Annotated in this window: 18 protein-coding genes; 11 read left to right on the forward strand and 7 right to left on the reverse strand. The window is 29.5% G+C overall.

Features of this window, described 5'->3' with window-relative positions; all coding sequences use genetic code 11:
- Positions 1-14: 14 nt before the first annotated feature.
- From LPB302_RS11485 to LPB302_RS11500, 4 genes are all read left to right on the forward strand, one after another.
- The gene (locus LPB302_RS11485) at positions 15-992 is read left to right on the forward strand and encodes a hypothetical protein (RefSeq protein WP_143032689.1); all 978 of its coding nucleotides are present in this window, start codon (positions 15-17) and stop codon (positions 990-992) included.
- 10 nt (positions 993-1002) lie between these two features.
- Positions 1003-2400 (forward strand): tetratricopeptide repeat protein, encoded by a 1398-nt coding sequence (locus LPB302_RS11490; protein ID WP_074613525.1) that lies wholly within the window; start codon positions 1003-1005, stop codon positions 2398-2400.
- Positions 2401-2527: 127 nt separating this feature from the next.
- Entirely contained in the window at positions 2528-3280 is a 753-nt protein-coding gene (locus LPB302_RS11495) for a response regulator transcription factor (protein ID WP_074613526.1), read from the forward strand.
- A gap of 205 nt (positions 3281-3485) precedes the next feature.
- Positions 3486-4529, forward strand: a complete 1044-nt coding sequence (locus LPB302_RS11500; protein ID WP_053973414.1) for a P-loop NTPase family protein — start codon at positions 3486-3488, stop codon at positions 4527-4529.
- A 1-nt stretch (position 4530) separates the two neighbouring features.
- Here LPB302_RS11500 and LPB302_RS11505 read toward each other — a convergent pair whose 3' ends face one another.
- From LPB302_RS11505 to pyrH, 4 genes are all read right to left on the reverse strand, one after another.
- Entirely contained in the window at positions 4531-5259 is a 729-nt protein-coding gene (locus LPB302_RS11505) for a LuxR C-terminal-related transcriptional regulator (RefSeq protein ID WP_053973413.1), read from the reverse strand.
- 178 nt (positions 5260-5437) lie between these two features.
- Positions 5438-7816: an efflux RND transporter permease subunit gene (locus LPB302_RS11510; protein ID WP_053973412.1), complete on the reverse strand. Its 2379-nt coding sequence runs from the start codon at positions 7814-7816 to the stop codon at positions 5438-5440.
- A 79-nt stretch (positions 7817-7895) separates the two neighbouring features.
- A complete protein-coding gene (gene frr / locus LPB302_RS11515) occupies positions 7896-8450 on the reverse strand; it encodes a ribosome recycling factor (RefSeq protein WP_053973411.1) in 555 nt (184 codons plus the stop codon).
- A 26-nt stretch (positions 8451-8476) separates the two neighbouring features.
- Positions 8477-9184 (reverse strand): UMP kinase, encoded by a 708-nt coding sequence (gene pyrH / locus LPB302_RS11520; RefSeq protein WP_053973410.1) that lies wholly within the window; start codon positions 9182-9184, stop codon positions 8477-8479.
- 221 nt (positions 9185-9405) lie between these two features.
- Here pyrH and tig point away from each other — a divergent pair, with 221 nt between their 5' ends.
- From tig to LPB302_RS11545, 5 genes are all read left to right on the forward strand, one after another.
- The gene (tig, locus tag LPB302_RS11525) at positions 9406-10728 is read left to right on the forward strand and encodes a trigger factor (protein WP_053973409.1); all 1323 of its coding nucleotides are present in this window, start codon (positions 9406-9408) and stop codon (positions 10726-10728) included.
- A gap of 150 nt (positions 10729-10878) precedes the next feature.
- The gene (clpP, locus tag LPB302_RS11530) at positions 10879-11538 is read left to right on the forward strand and encodes an ATP-dependent Clp endopeptidase proteolytic subunit ClpP (RefSeq protein ID WP_053973408.1); all 660 of its coding nucleotides are present in this window, start codon (positions 10879-10881) and stop codon (positions 11536-11538) included.
- A gap of 43 nt (positions 11539-11581) precedes the next feature.
- Entirely contained in the window at positions 11582-12820 is a 1239-nt protein-coding gene (clpX, locus tag LPB302_RS11535) for an ATP-dependent Clp protease ATP-binding subunit ClpX (protein ID WP_053973407.1), read from the forward strand.
- Between the two features lie 117 nt (positions 12821-12937).
- Positions 12938-14950, forward strand: coding sequence for a DNA primase (gene dnaG, locus LPB302_RS11540; RefSeq protein WP_053973406.1), 2013 nt, complete (start codon positions 12938-12940; stop codon positions 14948-14950).
- Between the two features lie 429 nt (positions 14951-15379).
- Positions 15380-15511 (forward strand): hypothetical protein, encoded by a 132-nt coding sequence (locus LPB302_RS11545; protein ID WP_015481941.1) that lies wholly within the window; start codon positions 15380-15382, stop codon positions 15509-15511.
- Positions 15512-15577: 66 nt separating this feature from the next.
- Here LPB302_RS11545 and nadE read toward each other — a convergent pair whose 3' ends face one another.
- Positions 15578-16366, reverse strand: a complete 789-nt coding sequence (gene nadE, locus LPB302_RS11550; RefSeq protein ID WP_053973405.1) for an NAD(+) synthase — start codon at positions 16364-16366, stop codon at positions 15578-15580.
- A gap of 59 nt (positions 16367-16425) precedes the next feature.
- Between nadE and gldB the strand changes: the two genes are divergently transcribed.
- The gene (gene gldB / locus LPB302_RS11555; protein ID WP_053973404.1) at positions 16426-17385 is read left to right on the forward strand and encodes a gliding motility lipoprotein GldB; all 960 of its coding nucleotides are present in this window, start codon (positions 16426-16428) and stop codon (positions 17383-17385) included.
- Complete coding sequence (gldC, locus tag LPB302_RS11560) at positions 17385-17720, forward strand: gliding motility protein GldC (RefSeq protein WP_053973403.1); 336 nt, start codon at positions 17385-17387, stop codon at positions 17718-17720. Before gldB ends, gldC begins: the two co-directional genes overlap by 1 nt.
- A 3-nt stretch (positions 17721-17723) precedes the next feature.
- On the opposite strand, the gene folK is transcribed toward gldC, so the two are convergent.
- Both folK and LPB302_RS11570 read right to left on the reverse strand, forming a co-directional pair.
- Positions 17724-18848, reverse strand: coding sequence for a 2-amino-4-hydroxy-6-hydroxymethyldihydropteridine diphosphokinase (gene folK / locus LPB302_RS11565; protein WP_053973402.1), 1125 nt, complete (start codon positions 18846-18848; stop codon positions 17724-17726).
- 79 nt (positions 18849-18927) lie between these two features.
- Complete coding sequence (locus tag LPB302_RS11570; RefSeq protein ID WP_053973401.1) at positions 18928-21168, reverse strand: polyribonucleotide nucleotidyltransferase; 2241 nt, start codon at positions 21166-21168, stop codon at positions 18928-18930.
- Positions 21169-21232 lie beyond the last annotated feature (64 nt).

Genomic DNA, 21232 nt, shown 5'->3' on the forward strand with positions numbered 1-21232 from the left:
CTAATAATTTAGCTGTGAAATTTAGATTAGTTTTAGTAATACTACTTTATGTAACTAATAATTTTTCTCAAGTGGAATATTATCCAGTTGGAGAAGATGCATCTGTAAACTTTAATTTTACCAATAAGTTTGCTATTGATAAAGCGATTCTATTTGAGGCTAAACCTGTAGTTCGTTACAGTATTTATAACAATATTAGAGAACGTTTGTTGGTAGATTCAATAAAAAAAGCTTCTACAGTTTATGCCATTTTTTCTCCTCACTTAAGAATGTATAACGAAAATTCGGCACCTGTAAGAATGCCTTCTTATAAAATAGCATTAGGTTTTCAACATGTTTGGAAACTTAGATCTCATGCAAAAGAAAATCATAATATGATTACATTTTCTTTTGAGAATGGCCATTATTCTAATGGGCAATCTGGTTGTGCTTTTTCATCTGATTTTACTGATAACTCTGTTCCATGTAATAATATCTATCAAACAGTAATAAATAATCAGAATATTAACTTAACTGAATTGTTAAATAGAGAGAATGGACATTTTCAGACTAATTTTTCAAGATTGTTTTTAAATCATAGATTTAATACTAAGTCTAAAAACTCCATATCTTACTCTTTTGGATACAGTTTATATCATAAAAATATGTTTCTTTTTTTAAATTTAGGAGGTTATAGTAATAATGATATTCAGATTTATGGTAAGCATCGTTTTTATTTAGATGCTGAATATTCTTTTAAAATATTTAAATCGGCTTATGGAGTTTTAGAGCAAAAGTTTGCTTTTATAAATGTGGCTCATCAAAGTATTACAAATTATAGATCTAATACATCATTTTCTGTTTATCCATTTAAAATTACAAGAAATTTTGGTTTTAAACTAGCTTATATAAAAGGGTTTGATGATTATAATTTACGTTTTGTAGATAATGTAGATCAGTTAACATTAGGTGTAGTATTTAGCCCTTTTGGAATTTTTTCATTTGATAATTAAATAATAATCCATGATTAAAAAACAACATTTTATTACGCTATTCTTTCTGTTTTTGTCTTTGCTTATTTGCGGTCAGGAAGTTTCGGAAATAGAATTAGAGATAAATCAACTTTTTAAAAAGGTATATGAGTCTGGAAGAGATACAGAGCAGGCCATATCTTATGGAAAAGAAATTTTACAACTCTCTGAAAAACATAATCTACCAGAATTTAAAATAAGAGCTTATCTGCTTTTAGGTTCTGTAAATAGCAGAAATAGAAAGTTCGAAGAAAGTATTGGTTATTATTACAAAGCAAAATCTTTAGCAAAAAGCACTAATAATGATGAGTGGTTTTTTAAGGCAAACCAAAACATAGCCAATCTTCACTTAAGAACATCTTACCTAGATTCTGCATTGTATTATTTTAATAGATCTGTAGTGTATTCAGAGAAAATTCAGAATAACTTTCAGATTGCAACTTCTAGAATGGGTTTAGCCAATACTTATTTTAGATTGAATGAATTAGATTCTGCATTGGTGAATTTTAAAAAATCAAATGCTAAAATAGAAGGTATTACAGACCCAAGATTTAAAAATCAATCTGGAAGATTGTTTGGAAATAACTACATTAGAATTGGTGAAATTTGTTTTTTAAAGGAAGATTACGATTGTGCTATTAAAAACGCGGAATTGTCATTAGCAATTGCAGAAAAATATAATATTCCACATATTTATAAAACAAGCTATAGTCTTTTAGGCAGAACCTATAGTAAATTAGGAAATACGGACAAAGCAGAAGAATACTTTGATTTACAGTTAAATCTAGATGTACAAAAGATTAACCCAAAAGATATTATAGTTACAGAACCGCGAAATTCTAAAATAATTTCTGAACGTAATTATGAATTAGATAAAAGCATAAAAAAAACGGTAGATAAAAAGAAATTTTATCAATCAGGTTTGTTTATCAGTTTACTAATTGTAGTAGTATTATTTATAGGACTTCTTTATTACATCAATCAAAAAAGAGCTATAGAAAAAGAATTTTTGGTTATTCAAGAGGAATTAGACACACTTAAAGCACAGAAAGAACCTGCTGCTAAAGAACAAAATTTTATAAAATTAAAAAGTAATGCAGTAATTAATGTAGCTGAAATTTTATATGTAAAATCAGATGGACATTATGTAGAGTATTACTTATCTAACAAAGAAAGGCCAGAAATTGATAGAAATACCTTAATAGATGTTACAAAAGAACTTCCTTCAGATACATTTGTTAGAATGCATAGATCTTACATTGTAAATATATATAAGATTAAAATTATCAACTCTACAAAATTAATGTTAGACAATGGTGTCTGGTTAAACTTATCTAGAACGTACAAACAGCAATTAAAAGATTTACTTCAAAAACAGGTAAATTATTAGGTAACTGGTGATATTTAATGTGTTATTCGTGAATAGTATCATGTCATTCACGACATATATATAGATTATAAAGTTTTTTATTATTGATTTGTATTGACTTAAAAAATTAGAAAAGTTGATTCGAGCTATGGAAACTATCTATTCAAGTAAATATTTACAAACCACTTTTGAGTTAGAAACGAACTTATTAATTCAAGATTGGATTTTATCACCCAACTCTTTAGAGGAATTTAAAAATGAAATGCTGGCCTTTGTTCGTTTGCATAAAATTTACAAGGTTAAAAATACACTTTGGTTACAAAAGAATTTTAGTTTAGAATTAGATTCAAAAACGCAACTTTGGTTAGAAGACAATGTAAACATTCCTATTTTAAAATATGGAAATCAAAAATGTGCATTTGTAATTGGTAACGATTTATATGCTCATCTAACCATTTTAGAATCTTTTGATAAATGCCACTCATGTATAGCCCCAAAACATTTTGTAACAGAAGAAAAAGCTAGAAAATGGCTGCAAGAAGAAACAGTGATTTCTAAAAGATTTTCTAAAAAACGTTTCTTTTTTGATGGTTTAGATGATGAAGACAACTTGATCATTAGAATGCCATCACAAGACATAAAACATACTTTAAAATCTTTAAATACGCTTTTAGAGAAAGAAACTTTTAAAACAGATCATGAGAATAAATTTAACTTGCTAACAAGCAGAGAAAAAGAAATTATGATGCATATATCTAAGAGAGAAAATCATAAAAGTATTGCAGAAAAGCTGTTTATTTCTATACATACAGTTAGAACTCATTATAAAAATATTAAAGCTAAATTAGATTTTGAAAGCAATACAGAATTAGTAAGATTCATAAACACCTATAGTTTTTAGAACTAGAATAACAAATAAAGTTCCCCCGAGTTTAATTGAGCTAACATAATTTGGAATTATTTGAAAACAGAAAACAGGCTAACATCAATGTTAGTAAAATTATTAAAAGAATTGTGAGAAAGTAAAAAGTTGTTTTCAATTATGTTAGTGAAACCAGATGCTTTTAAAGTGTCTGGTTTTTTTATATTTATAGAAAATTATACTTATGAAAAACCATATTTCAGTTCAGAGAATTTTTCAGCAAATAAAGGCAGATGCTATAGGTAAAGACTCACATAGAGGAATTACTTTAACTTATGCTTGGTTAGCAAACCAATTTGGGCATATTTCCCTGGGTTTTATTCCGTCTTTTTTAGTGTATCAATTTTCTGAAATAAGTGCTTTTAAATCGGCTTTGTATGTGAGTCTTTTTTGGTTTTGTTTTGAATTGTATAATTTTTTAGGACCATTGTTATTAAAAAAAGAATCGAAATCAGATGCTGTATATATTCCTAAAAAAACATCTTATAAATTTAAGCCAAAGTGGCTAAATGTTGCTTTTGATACTTTTACAGATGTGTGCTTTTTTGTTTTTGGAGCCACATTATTTTATTTAAGTATGAATGGATTTGATAATAAAGCAATAAATATTTTTCTTGTTTGTCTGTTAGTGTATTTATTAATTGCAGGCAGATATTGGTTTATTACCAAAATGTATCAATTTTATGCACGATTTCCTTTTCAATTTAGACTTAGTCAATGGGATTTTACAATCAATAAAAATCAAAAAGGAATTGTAGATCAATTTTTAGCATCCAAAGATTTAGGAAATCATTTACTAATTTATGGGAATTTAAATACAGGTAAAACCAGTTTGGGTGTTGGTATTTTAAACGAATTGAGCATTAAAAATTATGCTTGTCTTTATGTGAATGCAATAAAACTATACAACTACTTTTTTAAGGATGAGAATGATGTGTTAGAAGCTCATGAAATCTGGGATTGGAGAGGTGCAGAATTTTTAATGATTGATGATATTAATCCAACAGATCCTATAAAAGAAGAACTAATAAAGCCAGACAAACTACTATCTTTCATAGATAATTTTGGAAAAGTGAATTGTAATAATAGAAATACTTTAAAAAATAAAAATGTAATTTGGGTTTTAGGAAATAGAAACAATTCTCAAGAAAAACCTATAGATAATTGGAAACAAATGCTAATTTCAATGAATGTTGATAAAGCTAAAATTAGTACAATTAATTTGTAGATTACAATATGTGATTGTCGTAAGAAAAACTAATTAAATGAGGTAAACTATTGACTTTAAACCTTTTGTATAAAGGAATTATTCTTTTTTCTATAGCAGACTGACTTACATTTAGTTTATTTGCAATCTCTTTAAATGCCAAACCTTTAGAAGCCAATTCTAAAGCCTCTTTTTCTCTTCTAGAAATTCGAAACTCATTAAAAAGTTCTTTATTTAAGCTTTCTTCAAATCCAGATGTCTCTGGGCCAAAAGCAGCATATTGCATTATGTTTCCTAATTTTCTAGAATGTATTCTTTCTGATATCCCTATTACTTCTAAAATAGTTCCATTGTGAGATTTGTAGATACCAACTCTAGAAAATAACGGAATTATATCTCCGTTTTTATGTTTTTTTTCAACTTCAATGGTAAAGCTATATTTGTCTAAATCTTTGTCTATTGTTTTTAAATATTGTAAAGCTTTGTCATTTAATTCATTAGAGAAATTAAAGTGTCTTTTAGAGGTAGAACTTACAATTTTGTACAATGTAATTTCATCATCTTTATAGCCAAGTAAGTCTTCCCAACCATAAGCAAATACCATACGTTGTTTTACAAAAGAGTAGATGTAGACAGCCTGCCCCATAAATTGAGGAACCTTCTCTTTATACTCTGTGTATAAAGGGTCTGCTGCATCAAAAGGGATGTCAGAAACTCTTTCTCTAGTATATTTACCAAACTCACTTTTCATAAGTCTAAGATAAAAAAAACTGCGTAAAAACACAGTTGTAAAACTGTTAATACTAGCTTATTTTTGAAGTAAATCTATTGAACAAGAAATAAAAATTGCTATGAAAAGAAATGTTTAATATATTTATTATAATCCTCCAAGCTAAGCCTTTACTAATAAGTTAATTAGTAAAGGTTTTTTATTTACTAGGCTCTTCTAAGTCTTTTGGTGGTATAATCTTCATTGCAGGTTCTCTAAACACTTTTTTGTTTGCAATTTTCTTTTCGAATGTTAAAAGTAAAGAAGGTAAAAGTAATAAGTTAGATACCATTGCTAATAAAAGCGTAACTGAAACTAAACCTCCTAAAGCAATTGTGCCTCCAAAACTTGATAGTGTAAAAACTAAAAACCCAAAAAACAATACTATAGAAGTGTAAAACATACTTACACCTGTTTCACGTAAAGCAGCATATACAGAAGGTTTAATCTTCCATTTATTAGACATTAATTCCTGCCTGTATTTTGCTAAGAAATGTATGGTGTCATCTACAGATATACCAAATGCAATACTAAATACCAATATAGTAGAGGGTTTTATAGGAATGTCTAAGAAGCCCATAAGTCCTGCTGTTATTAATAGTGGTAATATGTTAGGTATTAAGGATATTAAAATCATTTGAGGCGATCTAAACATCCAAGCCATAAATAATGCAATTAATAATATTGCTAATGATAGTGAAAACACTAAGTTATTGATTAAGTAATTAGTTCCTTTAATGAATACTAAAGCTTTACCAGTAATAGATACAGAATATTTTTCAGCAGGGAATTCTTTAGCAATAACCGCTTTTAATCTTTCTTGTATAACATCCATTTTATCTGTACCAATATCTTTCATAAAGGTTGTTATTCTTGCATAACGTCCAGTAGAATCTACAAAGGTATTTAACATACCAGCATCAGAATTTGAGTTTTTGGTATAGGAAAATATATAGCTTTGCTCTTGGCTAGTAGGTAACTGATAATATTTAGGATTACCTTTATAGTAAGCTTGTTTAGAGTATTTTACTAGGTTTACAACAGAAATTGGTTTCGATAATTCAGGAAAAGTTTCAATGGTTTCATTCAGCTCATCCATCTTTTTTAGCGTAGATAATTTCATGACACCTTTTTCTTTTTTTGTATCAATAAAAATTTCTAAAGGCATAATACCACCAAACTCTTTTTCGAAGAATTTAATATCTTTATAGAAGCCCATACTTTTAGGCATATCTTCTATTAAACTACCAGAAACCCTAATTTTATATACGCCAATAATACCTAAAACAATTACTAGTACTGTTGCAAAATAAATGGCAATTCTTTGGTTTTTTACAGTTTGCTCCATCCAATTTACCACATTTTCTATCCACCTTCTTTCTAAGTGGTTTAAATGCTTTTTCTTAGGTAAAGGCATAAAACTATATATAATTGGAATTATCAATAAAGCAAGTATAAAGATGCTTACAATATTTACTGAAGCTAAAATTCCGAATTCACGTAAAAGCGAACTTTTTACAAAAACAAAGGTTGCAAATCCAGATGCAGTTGTAATATTGGTCATTAAAGTAGCATTACCAATTTTAGAAATTACACGTTGTAAAGCTTTTGCTTGTTGCCCATGTTTTTTAATCTCCTGTTGATATTTATTAATTAAAAACACAGCATTGGGTACCCCAATAACAATAATTAAAGGAGGTATTAAAGCCGATAATACTGTAATTTCAAAACGAAATAAACCTATAAAACCAAATGCCCAAGTTACACCAACCATTACAACCAAAAGTGTAATAAAGGTGGCTCTGTAAGATCTAAAAAAGAAGAAAAAGATAACTGCTGTAATTAAAAGTGCACCACCAACAAATAATATAATTTCATCTTGAATATTTTGTGCATTCAAGGTTCTAATATAGGGCATACCAGAAATGCGAACATCTACATTATGATCCTCTTCAAATTGTTCTATTATAGGTATTAAGGTGTTGAAAATAAAATCTCTCCTTTTTGGAGTATTTATAATTTCTTTTTTAATGTAAATGGCAGTTTGTAAAGTACCAGTTTCTTTATTAAATAACAGGTTATCATAGAAAGGTAACTTCTCAAATAGTTGTTTTTTTATGTTTTGAACTTCTTCTGTTGTAGAAGGTTCATTTTCATATAAAGGTTCTAATATAAATTTTCTTTGTTGACGATCTGCTTTCAGTTTTTGAACATCTGCTATAGAAAGGGTAAAATCTATTTCTTCTAAATCATTAAATTTATTAACAAGGCTATTCCAAGCATTAAATTTTTCTGGTGTAAAAACAGTAGAATCTTTAATTCCTAAAATTACTAGATTACCTTCTTCACCAAAAACCTCTAAAAATTTGTTGTATTCTAAATTTGCTTCATGATTTTCGGGTAACAAATTAGCTTCTGTATATGAAAATTTCATATATTTCATTTGCGAAGCTAATAATGCAGTAATTATTGCAATGCCAAGTAAAACCAAATAACGGTTTCTTAAGATGATACCTGCAACTTTAGTCCAAAAATTCATTAAGTAATTTTATAAAAGGTAATTGTATTGATAAAAAAAGAGTGTTTATAAAACACTCTTTAATTTTACACTTTAATTATTAGATTGTCATGATTTCTTTTTCTTTGACAGCTAATTTTTCGTCTATATTTTTTACGTAGGTATCTGTTAGTTTTTGCACATCATCTTCAGCTATTTTCTTCATATCATCAGAAATCTCTACTTTTTTAATGTCATTATTGGCATCTTTTCTAGCATTTCTAACACCAACTTTTGCATGTTCTGCTTCAGCTTTGGCTTGTTTTGCTAAACCTTTTCTACGCTCTTCAGTTAATGGTGGTACATTTATCATAATTAAATCACCATTATTCATTGGGTTTAAACCAAGATTAGCAATCTGAATTGCTTTTTCTATAGGCTGTAGCATGCTTTTCTCCCAAGGTTGTATGCTTAGAGTTCTAGCATCTGGAGTATTTACATTTGCTACTTGACTTAATGGTGTTTGTGCACCATAATAATCTACCATAACTGTACTTAACATTGCAGGTGTAGCTCTACCAGCTCTAATTGAAACTAATTCTTTCTCTAAATGCGTAATTGCATTATTCATAGCTTCTTTGGCAGTATCTAATATAAATTCAATTTCTTCGTTCATCTTTTTAAAATTTAAAAAGTTAGATTTTAGTTTTCTACTATTGTACCAACCTTTTCCCCTGAAACTAATCTATTTAAGTTTCCTTTAGTGTTCATATCAAAAATAATGATTGGTAATTTATTTTCTTCACTTAATGTAAAAGCTGTCATATCCATCACTTTTAATCCTTTATTAATTACATCTTTAAATGTAATTGATTCAAACTTAACAGCATCTTTAACTTTCTCAGGGTCTGCATCATAGACTCCATCTACTCTTGTGCCTTTTAAAATTGCATCTGCATGAATTTCAATAGCTCTTAATACAGCAGCAGTATCTGTTGTAAAATAAGGATTTCCAGTACCTGCACCAAAAATAACAACTCTACCTTTTTCTAGGTGACGAATTGCCTTACGTTTTATATATGGCTCTGCAACTTCTTTAATTTCTAAAGCAGTTTGCAAACGTGTGTGCACATCTTCATCTTCTAACGCACTTTGTAATGCCAAACCATTTATACAAGTGGCTAACATACCCATATGATCTCCTTGAACACGATCCATACCATTTGCTGCACCAGCAACACCTCTAAAGATGTTTCCACCTCCAATTACAATAGCAACTTCAATACCTTTATCTACAACCTCTTTAATTTCTTTTGCATATTCTGCAAGACGTTTAGGATCTATTCCATATTGACGATCACCCATCAATGCTTCTCCACTTAATTTTAAAAGGACTCTTTTGTATTGCATTTTATATTGCTGTTTGATATTCTTACTGATAAAATAAGAAAATTTGAGTTGTGCAAAATTAATGTTTTTTTTTATTTATAATGAAATGTCTCTTATAGTTTTAGTTTTTAAATATTTAACTAAAACGAAATAACTGAAATTGAACTATTTAAACTTTTGTGGGCTTAATTAAATTGATTAATTTTGCACTCGATTTTTTAAGAACTAGAGATTAATAAGAAATGAATATTACAAAAGAAAACGTAGATGCATTAAATGCAGTTGTAAAAGTTGATATTGTTGCAGATGACTATCAAGCAAAAGTAACAGAGGTTTTAACAGACTATCGTAAAAAAGCAGACATTCCAGGTTTTAGAAAAGGTCATGTGCCAATGGGAATGATTAAAAAGCAATATGGTAAATCTGTGATGATTGATGAAGTTAACAAACTTATACAAGATTCATTAAACAAATTTTTAACAGAAGAAAAGTTAGATATTTTAGGTAACCCATTACCAAGAGTAAATGAAAACTTTAATTGGGATGCAGATACTTTTACTTTCGAATTCGAATTAGGTTTAGCACCAGAATTTGATGTTGATTTATCAGCAAAAAATAAAATTAAGCAATACAATATTGTTGCAACTGATGAATTGATTGATGAAGAAGTAAAAAATATTCAGACTCGTTATGGAAAAATGAGTGCATTAGAAGAAGCAACAGAGCACTCTAATGTAACTGGTACTTTCATAAATGAAGAAGCAGGTATTAATAAAAAATCTACTTTCTTAGTTAATGATTTAAAAGGTAAGAAAAACGAGAAAAAAGTAATAGGTGCTAAAATTGGAGATGTTATTGAGTTAGGTACTAAAAAACTTTTCGAAGACGATCATAAATTACAACACATTTTAGGAGTAGAGCATGATGTTATTCATGACTTAGATGTTACAGTTATGTTAACTGTAGAAGATATTACAAAAACAGAACCAGCAGATTTAGACAAAGAATTGTTTGACAAACTTTTTGTTGATGGGAGCGTTTCTACTGTAACTGAATTAAGAGAAAAAATTAAGGAAGATGCAGAAAAGCAATTTGAGCAACAAGGAGATCAGCAATTACTAAATGCAGTTCAAGAGTACTTAATAGAAAACACCAAGTTTGATTTACCTGCAGATTTTCTTAAAAAATGGTTAGCAACAGCTGGCGAAAAAGAATTAACTGCTGAAGAAGCTGCTGCTGAGTACGAAAAATCTGAAAAAGGATTACGTTATCAATTAATCGAAAGTAAGATTATGAAGGATAATGACATCAAATTAGATTATAAAGAATTGGTAGATTATGCTAAAGGCTTTATTCGTCAACAAATGGCACAGTTTGGTAATATGAATCCAGAGGAGAAAGAATTAGATGATATTGCTGGTAGAATCTTACAAAATCAAGATGAAGCTCAAAAATTACAAGGGCAATTAATCAGTCAGAAATTATTGGCTTTCTTTAAAGAAAACATCAACTTCAAAACAAAAGAAGTTACTTACGAAGAGTTTATTAAAGAAGTATATAAATAGATTGAAGTAGCTTTCTAAAACCTGTTTTAGAAATCTATAAATAAGTAAAACCTGGGCTTTTTAGCTCAGGTTTTTCGTTTTAAAATCTAACACAATATTTAGAGAATAGTTCTTATCTTTACACAACCAATAATTTAAAGAGTTTAAGACATGAATTACGGAAAAGAGTTCGAAAAATACGCTACTAAACATCATGGAATTAGTAGTACTAGCTATACAAAAATCACAAGTAGTTTAACTCCATACATTATGGAAGAGCGCCAAATGAATATTACTCAAATGGATGTTTTTTCACGTTTAATGATGGATAGAATTATATTTCTTGGAACAGGAATTAATGATCAAGTAGCAAATATTATACAAGCACAATTATTGTTTTTAGAAAGCGTAGATGCTAATAAAGACATTTCTATTTACATCAATTCTCCAGGAGGAGGTGTTTATGCAGGTTTAGGTATTTATGATACTATGCAGTTTATAAAGCCAGATGTTGCAACAATTTGTACAGGTATGGCTGCTTCAATGGGAGCTGTTTTAATGTGTGCAGGAGAAAAAGGTAAACGTTCAGCTTTACCACATTCAAGAATTATGATTCACCAGCCTTTAGGAGGTGCTCAAGGTCAGGCTTCAGATATAGAAATTACGGCTAGAGAAATCTTAAAGTTAAAAGATGAATTGTATGCTATTATAGCAAATCATTCAGGGCAAACTGTAGAAAAAGTTCACAATGATTCTGATAGAGATTATTGGATGAAAGCCAATGAAGCCAAAGAATATGGTATGATTGATGAAGTTTTAGCAAGAAAATAACGCTAAAAAAGTCAGTTAAAGCAAAAGTAAAAAGCAGATTATAATGTCGAAAGAAGAAAACTTAGAATGTTCATTTTGTGGACGTAAAAAAGCAGAAACAGATTTACTAATTGCTGGTATGGATGCCCATATTTGCGATAAATGTATAGAGCAAGCTCATGGAATTGTAGAAGAAGAAATTTCGGAAGCAAAAACATCTAGCTTATCTAAAGATTTAACGCTAAAAAAACCATTGCAAATCAAAGAGTTTTTAGATCAATATATCATTGGTCAAAATGAAACTAAAAAAGCAATGGCTGTTGCAGTTTATAATCATTATAAGAGATTATTACAAGATAAAAATACAGATGATGATGTTGAGATTGAAAAATCGAACATTGTTTTAGTAGGTGAAACAGGTACAGGTAAAACATTGGTAGCAAAAACAATTGCTAAGATGTTAAATGTGCCCTTTTCTATTGTAGACGCCACTGTTTTAACACAGGCAGGTTATGTAGGTGAAGATGTAGAGAGCATTTTAAGTAGATTATTACAAGTTGCAGACTATGATGTAGAAAAGGCAGAAAGAGGTATTGTATTTATAGATGAGATTGATAAAATTGCCAGAAAAGGTGATAATCCATCAATTACAAGAGATGTTTCTGGTGAAGGTGTTCAGCAAGCTTTATTAAAACTGTTAGAAGGTTCTGTGGTAAATGTAGCTCCTAAAGGAGGTAGAAAACATCCTGAACAAAAATTTATTGAAGTTAATACAAAAGATATTTTATTTATTGCTGGTGGAGCATTTTCAGGTATTGATAGAATTATCAGTAAACGTTTAAATAGACAAGCTGTTGGTTTTGGTGCATCTTTAGAAGAAGATAAATTAGATGAAGACAATTTGCTACAATACATAACACCTTTAGACCTAAAATCATTTGGTTTAATTCCAGAAATTATTGGTCGTTTACCAGTGTTGAGTTACATGAATCCTTTAGACTCAAAAACTTTAAGAGCTATTTTAACAGAGCCTAAAAACTCTATTATTAAACAATATGCTAAGCTTTTTGTTATGGATGATGTAAACTTTACAATAGATGAAGAAGCATTGAATTACATTGTAGAAAAAGCTGTTGAGTATAAATTAGGAGCAAGAGGATTACGTTCTTTATGTGAAGCAATTTTTACAGATGCTATGTTTGATTTACCAAGTTCTGAAGAAAAAGAATTTAATGTAACTAAAGATTATGCAGAGGCAAAATTATCTAACACTACATTAAAAAAGTTAAGAGCAGCTTCTTAAAACATTAAATAATATGATATTAAACCTCGCTATTTAATTTTAGTGAGGTTTTTATTTCTATACCAATTCCATTTTACAAACAAAGTTTATATTTGTTTACTGTTACAAAATTAAATCATGATTTCTAGAAGTACCATAGACCGAGTTTTTGAATCTGCAAGAGTAGAGGAGGTTATTGGTGAATTTGTACAACTTAAAAAAGCAGGTAGCAACTTTAAAGGGCTAAGCCCTTTTACAGATGAAAAATCACCATCATTCATGGTTTCTCCTGTAAAACAAATTTGGAAAGATTTCTCTACTGGTAAAGGTGGTAATGCTATTTCGTTTTTAATGGAACATGAGCATTATTCTTATCCAGAAGCCATAAAATGGTTGGCAAAAAAATACAATATAGAAATAGAAGAAACAGAACAAACAGATGAGCAAAAAGCGCAAATGAATGAGCGTGAAAGCATGTTTCTGGTTTCTAATTTTGCTAAAGATTATTTTCATGATTTAATGCTTAACACCAATCAAGGTAAAGCAATAGGTTTAAGCTATTTTAAAGAAAGAGGATTTACAGATGAAACCATCAAAAAATTCGATTTAGGATATTGTTTAGATGAATGGGATAATTTTACAAATGCAGCTTTAGCAAAAGGATATGATTTAAAATATTTAGCCTCTACAGGTTTAACTATTGTTAAAGAAAACAAACAATTTGATCGTTTTAAAGGCAGAGTAATGTTTCCTATACATTCTATGTCTGGTAGAATTTTAGGTTTTGGAGGTAGAATTTTAAAGGCAGATAAAAAAGCTGCCAAATATTTAAATTCTCCTGAAAGTGATATTTATCACAAGAGTAAAATTCTTTACGGAATTTATCAAGCTAAAAAAGAAATTGCCAAACAAGATAATTGTTATTTGGTAGAAGGTTATACAGATGTTATTTCATTTAATCAATCTAATATAGAGAATGTTGTTGCTTCTTCAGGTACAGCATTAACCTCAGATCAAATACGTTTGGTAAATAGATTAACTAAAAATATTACTGTTCTTTTTGATGGAGATGCAGCAGGTATTAGAGCTTCAATTCGTGGAATAGATTTAATTCTAGAACAAGGAATGAACGTAAAAGTAGTTCAGTTTCCTGATGGTGAAGATCCAGATAGTTTTGCAAAATCGCATTCAAATTCTGAGCTTAAAGCATATTTAGAAGATTCTGCTCAAGATTTCATCAACTTTAAAGTTTCGCTCTTACTAAAAGATTCTAATAACGATCCAATAAAAAAAGCTGGGGTAATTAGAGATATTGTAACTAGTATTTCAAAAATTCCAGACTCAATTCAACGTGAAGTTTACATACAAGAATGTTCTAGAATAATGGAAATTTCAGAACGTGTTTTGTTTAGTGAGTTAGCGCAGTTACTTAAAAAAGAAGTTTCTGCTAAAGCCAAGAAAAGTAAACTACAATCAGCTCCTAATCAAGATCCAAATCAACCACCTCCAGAATATTTTGCTGAAATGGAGCAAGCGCAATTAGGTGTTGTAAAAGGTGGTGAAGTAGCTTTTAAAAAAGTAGATCAGTTATCTATCTTAGAAAGAGAAATTATTCGAATCTTGTTACTTTTTGGTAATGAGCAAGTAGACTTTTTAGAAGAAATAGTAAATGTAGATGAAGATGGTAAAGAAACCATAACCACAAGAGAATATCAAAATTCTGTTTCTGCAGAAATTTATGTGCATTTGCATGATGATGAAATTGAATTTTCAAATGAAATTTTTCAAGAGATTTACACAGAAATTATTCATCAAATAAATCAATCAGAGAAACTTAATATAGATAGCCTAGTAAATCATCCAAACCCTTCTATAGCAAATACAGTAACTTCTATTTTAATGGATGAAGAAAAACATCAATTAAGCAATTGGGAAGGTCAGAACATTTTTGTTACCAAAGCAACAGAAGTATTGTATAAAGCCGTAAACGATTCTGTTTTTAACCTAAGAAGAATTTTAATAGGTAAAAAAATAGAAGAATTAATGAGCGAGGCCAAAGAAAGCCAGGCCCCTGTTTTAGATTTAGAGATGATAAAAGACTACACTGCTCTTAAAATGAAGCTATTCAACAAACTAAACAGAGTAGTATAATTTACAATTCTATATTTATTGATATTGTAATTTATGATGTTCTTAAATTATAGGCACTCAAAATTAAATAATCGTAAAACTGTTTAAAAAGGGTATAAAACCCTTGTTTTAACTTCTGTTTCATAGTATTTTTGAATCGAAAAAGATAAATAACAGTGAAACGAATAGTAAGTATTATAAAGATTGCACACTTATTTTTAAGACTTCCTTTTGACATTTCTAATGGGTCTAAGAAAAAGTCTTCAATAAGGATAAAGAAATTAATGATATCAGCACGTTTGCTTTAAGCATTAATTAGTGTAAAGTGATTGGATTCAGAATGTTATCTTAACATTAATTTTAAGTCTAAAAAGTTTAATTAATCTTTCAAATAATACCTCTTAATTGTTTTTTTGTATATTTGGCGCAAGAAAAAGAAAAAAGCTAATTATGAAAAGAGTATTACAAATTTTAAAAATCATTCAATTATTCATTTTCTTACCATTTGAAATTTCAAATGGTTCTAAGAGGAGAGCTTATATGAGAATTAAGAAAATGATGGTTGCTGCAAACTTATTATAAGGTAATTTTTTAATAAAATAAAAAACACGCTAGTAGGTAACTAGCGTGTTTTTTTTGCTTTAATAATTATTTTAATTCTTCAGGAATCTCACAAACAGGTATTGGTTGCATCTTATGCTGATTAATTCTATTTAATCTAGAATAAATTTTGAACACTTCTAATTTTCGATCAGAAAAATCACTTTCAGTTTTTCCTTCATCTCGCATCTTCATTGCCCATTCTAACTCATCATAAGAAGCTCCAATTTGATCTTCATCTGTTCTGCTATCTCCAAATAAACCATCAGTTGGTTGCGCAATTTGTATTGAATTTGGTACACCTAAATAAGCTGCTAATTCATAAACTTCAGATTTCATTAAGTCTGCAATTGGACTTAAATCTACACCTCCATCACCATATTTTGTATAAAACCCAACCCCAAAATCTTCTACTTTATTACCTGTTCCAGCCACTAATGAGCTATTAATTCCAGCTAAATAATATAAAGTTGTCATTCTAAGTCTTGCTCTAGTATTTGCCAAAGATAAATCTACTTTAGCTGTGTCTTCAATTGTAGGAACAGCACCTTTAAAATCTTCAAAAGTAGAGGTTAGGTCAACTCTAACTTCACTAACATTATTAAAACGATTTTTTAATTGTGCAATATGTTCTTCAGCTCTAGAAACCTGACTTGCTGCTTGGTGTATAGGCATTTCTACGCACAATGTTGTTAAGCCTGTTTTGGCACATAGAGTAGAAGTAAGTGCAGAATCTATTCCTCCAGAAACACCCACTACAAAACCTTTTACACCAGCATTGCTAGCATAATCTTTTAACCAATCTATAATATATTCAGATACTTTTTCGGTATTCATTGATAAACTATTTTAGTATTTTTATCGTTCTTAATTTCAATCACTAAGATACAAAGAATATGAGATTTTATTTTGCGCTATTGATGGTTTTAATACTATTTTTTTCTTGTTCTAATAAAAATGAGTCGCAAATAGATGTTTCTAACATAAAAGTAGATTATACTACTAAAAGGTTTGATATAGATTTCTATTCAGCAAATGAAGAAACCTTGATAGATGTAAAAGAAGAATATCCTTATTTGTTTCCAGAATCCCTTTCAGATAGTTTAGCATTTTCTAAAATAAATGATGAACAAGAAAGAGAATTATTTAGTGAAAGTCAATTGTTCTATAAAAATCTCGACAATTTAGAAAAAGATTTGACAAGTTTGTTTAAGCATGTTAAATATTATTATCCAACCTTTAAATCACCAAAGGTAATTACGATGTTAAGTAATATTGATTATGATAATAGAGTAATTTATGCAGACAGTTTATTGTTAATTTCTTTGGATGCTTATTTAGGTAAAAACCATCGTTATTATAATGATTTTCCAGATTATATTAAGGAAACAAATACAGAAAAACATATATCAATTGATGTTGCAAATGCATTGATTGATGCTCAAATGCCAAGCACAATTCAAAGAAGATTTGTAGATAAAATAATAGATAAAGGTAAAAAAGCCTATTTGTTAGATATGTATTTACCCAATGTTTCTGATGCTGTAAAGATGGGATATACTCCTGAAAAATTAAATTGGGCAAAAACGAATGAAGAACAAGTTTGGATGTATTTTATAGAGAAAAATTTGTTATTTAATACCAATGCTAAACTGAATCAACGATTTATAGAAAATGCACCTTTTTCTAAATTTTATACAGCCGAAGATAAATTTACACCTGGTAGAATTGGAGTTTGGTTAGGTTGGCAAATTGTAGCTTCTTATATGCAACATAATGATGTATCTTTGCAAGAATTATTAAAAAAAGATCCAGATGAGATCTTTAATAAATCAAAATACAAACCCAAAAAATAATGGCTGTTCTACATAATTCTGAGGTAAAATTTAATATAGGTTTAGACGAAAATAAAGTTCCTGAAGAAATTTCTTGGACTGCAGAAGATGGAGGTATAGATGATGCTGCTTCTAAAGCAGTAATGATTTCTGTTTGGGATCATCAGAAAAAAGATACTCTACGAATGGATTTATGGACGAAAGACATGCCTGTTGATGAAATGAAACAGTTTTATCATCAAACTTTAGTTTCTATGGCAGATACTTTTGAAAGAGCTACAGACGATCAAAAAATGAGTGCTACAATGCGTGATTTTTGTGATTACTTTGCAGAAAAGTTAGAGCTTAAAAAATAAGTTTTAACCGTTTTTTATTTGATTGATGATGTTAGTGTAATCATCAGGATTATTTACAAAATCAAGTTCAGAAACATCAATGACTAAGGTGTTTAAATTTTGTTGCGTACTTATAAAGCTTTTGTAACCATCATGAATTTTCTGTAAATAAGAAGCTTCTATATTTTGCTCATAATCTCTACCACGTTTTTTAATGTTTTCTAAAAGGCGAGTGGTATTTTGATAGAGATAAACATATAGATCTGGCTTTGTAATTTCTTTATACATTAAATCAAACATTTTACGATACAGCAGATATTCATCTTTTTGTAAAGTAATTTGAGCAAAAATTAATGACTTAAAAATATAATAATCAGAAACTACAAAATTTTTAAATAAATCTAATTGCGCTAAATCATCAGATAATTGCTGATATCTATCAGCCAAAAAACTCATTTCTAAAGGAAAGGCAAAGCGTTCTTTATCTTCGTAAAATTTTGGTAAAAATGGATTATCTGCAAAACGTTCTAATACAATTTTTGCATTAAATTCATCAGACATCATTTTAGAAAGTGATGTTTTACCTGCACCAATATTACCTTCAATTGCAATGTAATTGTATTTTTCTGATATTGGAATTGGTCTCTTTGGTTTTTCATTTAACAAGGTTATATCAGAATCATCATTACAATTTTGTAAGCAAATGGCAATTTTCTGTTTTTCTATTGGATGAATAACTGAACCAGCAATTTCAGCTAAAGGAACCATCACAAATTTACGCGCTAACATTTTTGAGTGTGGTACAATGAGCGTCTTAGAAAAGATGATTTCATCATCAAACAATAAGATATCTATATCTATGTTTCTATCTGCATAACCAGCTACATTTTTACGTTTTCTACCTAATTCACTTTCTATATTTAGTAGAATTTGCATTAACTTTTCTGGTGGATGGTAGGTGGTTACTTTTATACAAATATTGTAAAAATCATTACTATCAAAACCCCAAGATGCAGTTTTATAGATAGAAGAAATACTTAAAACAGCTCCTACCTTATCTGCAATAAGGTCTATTGCATTTTGCAAGTTTTCTAGTTTATTTCCTTGGTTTGTGCCTAAAGATAAGTAAGTGATTCTTTGAATTTTCATAAGAGACACAAAGAAACAAAAAAGCATAAAAAAATCGCCAATTATCATTGGCGATTTTTAATATCAAATTAAAAAGAATTTAGTCTTCTTTTCTTTCTCTTGGTTTACGATCATCACGTCTGTTATCACGTCCACGATTATCTCTACCTCTGTTATTATCTCTTCCACGACTGTTGTCTCTTGGAGCTCTTTCTTTGTAACCTTCCGGTTTTGGTAAAAGTGCTTTTCTAGAAACTTTTTCTTTACGTGTTCTTGGGTCTATACCAAAGTATTTTACATCTAAAACATCACCTAAATTAACTATGTCTGTTACATTGTCTGTACGTTCCCAAGCTAATTCACTAACGTGTAATAAAACTTCATTTCCTGGAGCTTCTGTATATTCTACAACAGCACCAAAATCTAACATTTTAATTACTTTAACTTCGTATACAGAACCTTTTTCTGGTTTGAATAACATTGATTCAATTTTAGCAATCACTGCATCCATTCCTTCAGGTTTAGTACCTAAAATTTCGATAATACCTTCTTCTGTTACTGGGTCTTCTGTAATTACAATAGTAGTTTCAGTTTCTTTTTGTAACTCTTGAATGTGTTTACCTCCTGGACCAATAAATGCACCAATTAAATCATTTGGTATACATCTAGTAATCATTTTTGGAGCATGAGCTTTTACATCATCATTAGGAGTGTTAATTGTATCTGTTAACTTCCCTAAGATATGTAAACGTCCATCTCTTGCTTGTTTTAAAGCTTTTACTAAAATCTCGTAACTTAATCCTTTGATTTTAATATCCATTTGACAAGCTGTGATTCCATCTTCAGTACCTGTAACTTTAAAGTCCATATCTCCTAAGTGATCTTCATCACCTAAAATATCAGATAAAACAGCATGATTTGTACCATCAGAAATTAAACCCATTGCAATACCAGAAACAGGTTTCTTTAATTGTACACCAGCATCCATTAATGCCATAGTTCCAGAACAAACAGTTGCCATAGAAGAAGAACCATTAGATTCTAATACTTCAGACACTACTCTTACTGTATATGGGCAATCAGCAGGAATCATTCCTTTTAATGCTCTTTGAGCTAAATTACCATGACCAACTTCTCTTCTAGACGTTCCTCTTATTGGACGAGCTTCTCCAGTTGAAAAAGGAGGGAAGTTATAGTGTAAATAGAAAGTTTCTTCACCTTCGTAAGATGGCATATCTATTTGATTAGCTTCTCTACTTGTACCTAAAGTAACTGTTGCTAAAGCTTGAGTTTCTCCACGTGTAAAGATTGATGAACCGTGAGTTGATGGTAAGTAATCTACCTCACACCAAATTGGTCTAATATCTGTAGTTTTACGTCCATCTAAACGTAAACCTTCTTTTAAAGTTAAATCGCGAATTGCATTTTTTTGAGCTTTTGCAACATATTTAGAAATTAAATTTCCATATTCAGCTTGCTCTTCTTCAGAAAATGAACTTTTTACTTCTTCTTTAATTTCGCTAAAAGCTGCACTTCTTTCATGTTTTGCAGAACCTGCTTTCGCAATTTCGTACGTTTTATCATATACTAAATCATGAATCTTTTTCTCTAAATCTTCATCATTAGTTTCTGGTGTGTATTCACGAGTTTCTTTTTTGCCAAAAGCTTCAGCTAAAGCAACTTGTGCAGCACACTGTACTTTAATAGCTTCATGAGCAAACTTAATTGCTTCAGCCATCTCTTCTTCGGAACACTCATCCATTTCACCTTCTACCATCATTACAGAATCTGCAGAGGCACCAATCATCATATCAATATCAGCTTCTTCTAATTGTGCTCTTGTTGGGTTGATGATAAATTCACCATTTACTCTACCAACTCTTACTTCAGAAATTGGGCATTCGAATGGTAAATCTGATAACTGAATAGCAGCAGAAGCAGCTAAACCAGCCATTGCATCTGGCATAACATCATCATCATGAGACATCATCTGAATCATAACTTGAGTTTCTGAATGGTAATCTTTTGGAAATAATGGACGTAAAACACGGTCTACTAAACGCATTGTTAATACTTCACCATCACTTGGTCTTGCTTCTCTTTTAAAGAAACCTCCAGGATAACGTCCTGCAGCCGCAAATTTTTCTCTATAATCTACAGTTAATGGTAAGAAATCTACATCTTTCTGTTCGTAGTTAGAAACTACTGTACATAATAACATACATTTACCTGACTGAACAACAACTGAACCATGGGCTTGTTTTGCAAGCTTACCAGTTTCTAATGAAATGGTTCTACCATCTCCAAGGTCTATGACCTCTCTAAATACTTTTGGAATCATAAATGAATTCTAAATTTTTAATTACTAATTTTTTGTTGTTGTGTTGTAGTTGTTGTGTGTTTTT

This window comes from Polaribacter dokdonensis (assembly GCF_024362345.1).
GTDB lineage: Bacteria > Bacteroidota > Bacteroidia > Flavobacteriales > Flavobacteriaceae > Polaribacter > Polaribacter dokdonensis.

Excerpts from the sequence above, each read along its gene's own strand:
- LPB302_RS11490 (WP_074613525.1), top strand. The coding sequence starts at position 1,003 with ATGATTAAAAAACAACATTTTATTACGCTATTCTTTCTGTTTTTGTCT.
- LPB302_RS11495 (WP_074613526.1), top strand. The coding sequence starts at position 2,528 with ATGGAAACTATCTATTCAAGTAAATATTTACAAACCACTTTTGAGTTA.
- LPB302_RS11500 (WP_053973414.1), top strand. The coding sequence starts at position 3,486 with ATGAAAAACCATATTTCAGTTCAGAGAATTTTTCAGCAAATAAAGGCA.
- LPB302_RS11505 (WP_053973413.1), bottom strand. The coding sequence starts at position 5,259 with ATGAAAAGTGAGTTTGGTAAATATACTAGAGAAAGAGTTTCTGACATC.
- LPB302_RS11510 (WP_053973412.1), bottom strand. The coding sequence starts at position 7,816 with ATGAATTTTTGGACTAAAGTTGCAGGTATCATCTTAAGAAACCGTTAT.
- frr (WP_053973411.1), bottom strand. The coding sequence starts at position 8,450 with ATGAACGAAGAAATTGAATTTATATTAGATACTGCCAAAGAAGCTATG.
- pyrH (WP_053973410.1), bottom strand. The coding sequence starts at position 9,184 with ATGCAATACAAAAGAGTCCTTTTAAAATTAAGTGGAGAAGCATTGATG.
- tig (WP_053973409.1), top strand. The coding sequence starts at position 9,406 with ATGAATATTACAAAAGAAAACGTAGATGCATTAAATGCAGTTGTAAAA.
- clpP (WP_053973408.1), top strand. The coding sequence starts at position 10,879 with ATGAATTACGGAAAAGAGTTCGAAAAATACGCTACTAAACATCATGGA.
- clpX (WP_053973407.1), top strand. The coding sequence starts at position 11,582 with ATGTCGAAAGAAGAAAACTTAGAATGTTCATTTTGTGGACGTAAAAAA.
- dnaG (WP_053973406.1), top strand. The coding sequence starts at position 12,938 with ATGATTTCTAGAAGTACCATAGACCGAGTTTTTGAATCTGCAAGAGTA.
- LPB302_RS11545 (WP_015481941.1), top strand. The coding sequence starts at position 15,380 with ATGAAAAGAGTATTACAAATTTTAAAAATCATTCAATTATTCATTTTC.
- nadE (WP_053973405.1), bottom strand. The coding sequence starts at position 16,366 with ATGAATACCGAAAAAGTATCTGAATATATTATAGATTGGTTAAAAGAT.
- gldB (WP_053973404.1), top strand. The coding sequence starts at position 16,426 with ATGAGATTTTATTTTGCGCTATTGATGGTTTTAATACTATTTTTTTCT.
- gldC (WP_053973403.1), top strand. The coding sequence starts at position 17,385 with ATGGCTGTTCTACATAATTCTGAGGTAAAATTTAATATAGGTTTAGAC.
- folK (WP_053973402.1), bottom strand. The coding sequence starts at position 18,848 with ATGAAAATTCAAAGAATCACTTACTTATCTTTAGGCACAAACCAAGGA.
- LPB302_RS11570 (WP_053973401.1), bottom strand. The coding sequence starts at position 21,168 with ATGATTCCAAAAGTATTTAGAGAGGTCATAGACCTTGGAGATGGTAGA.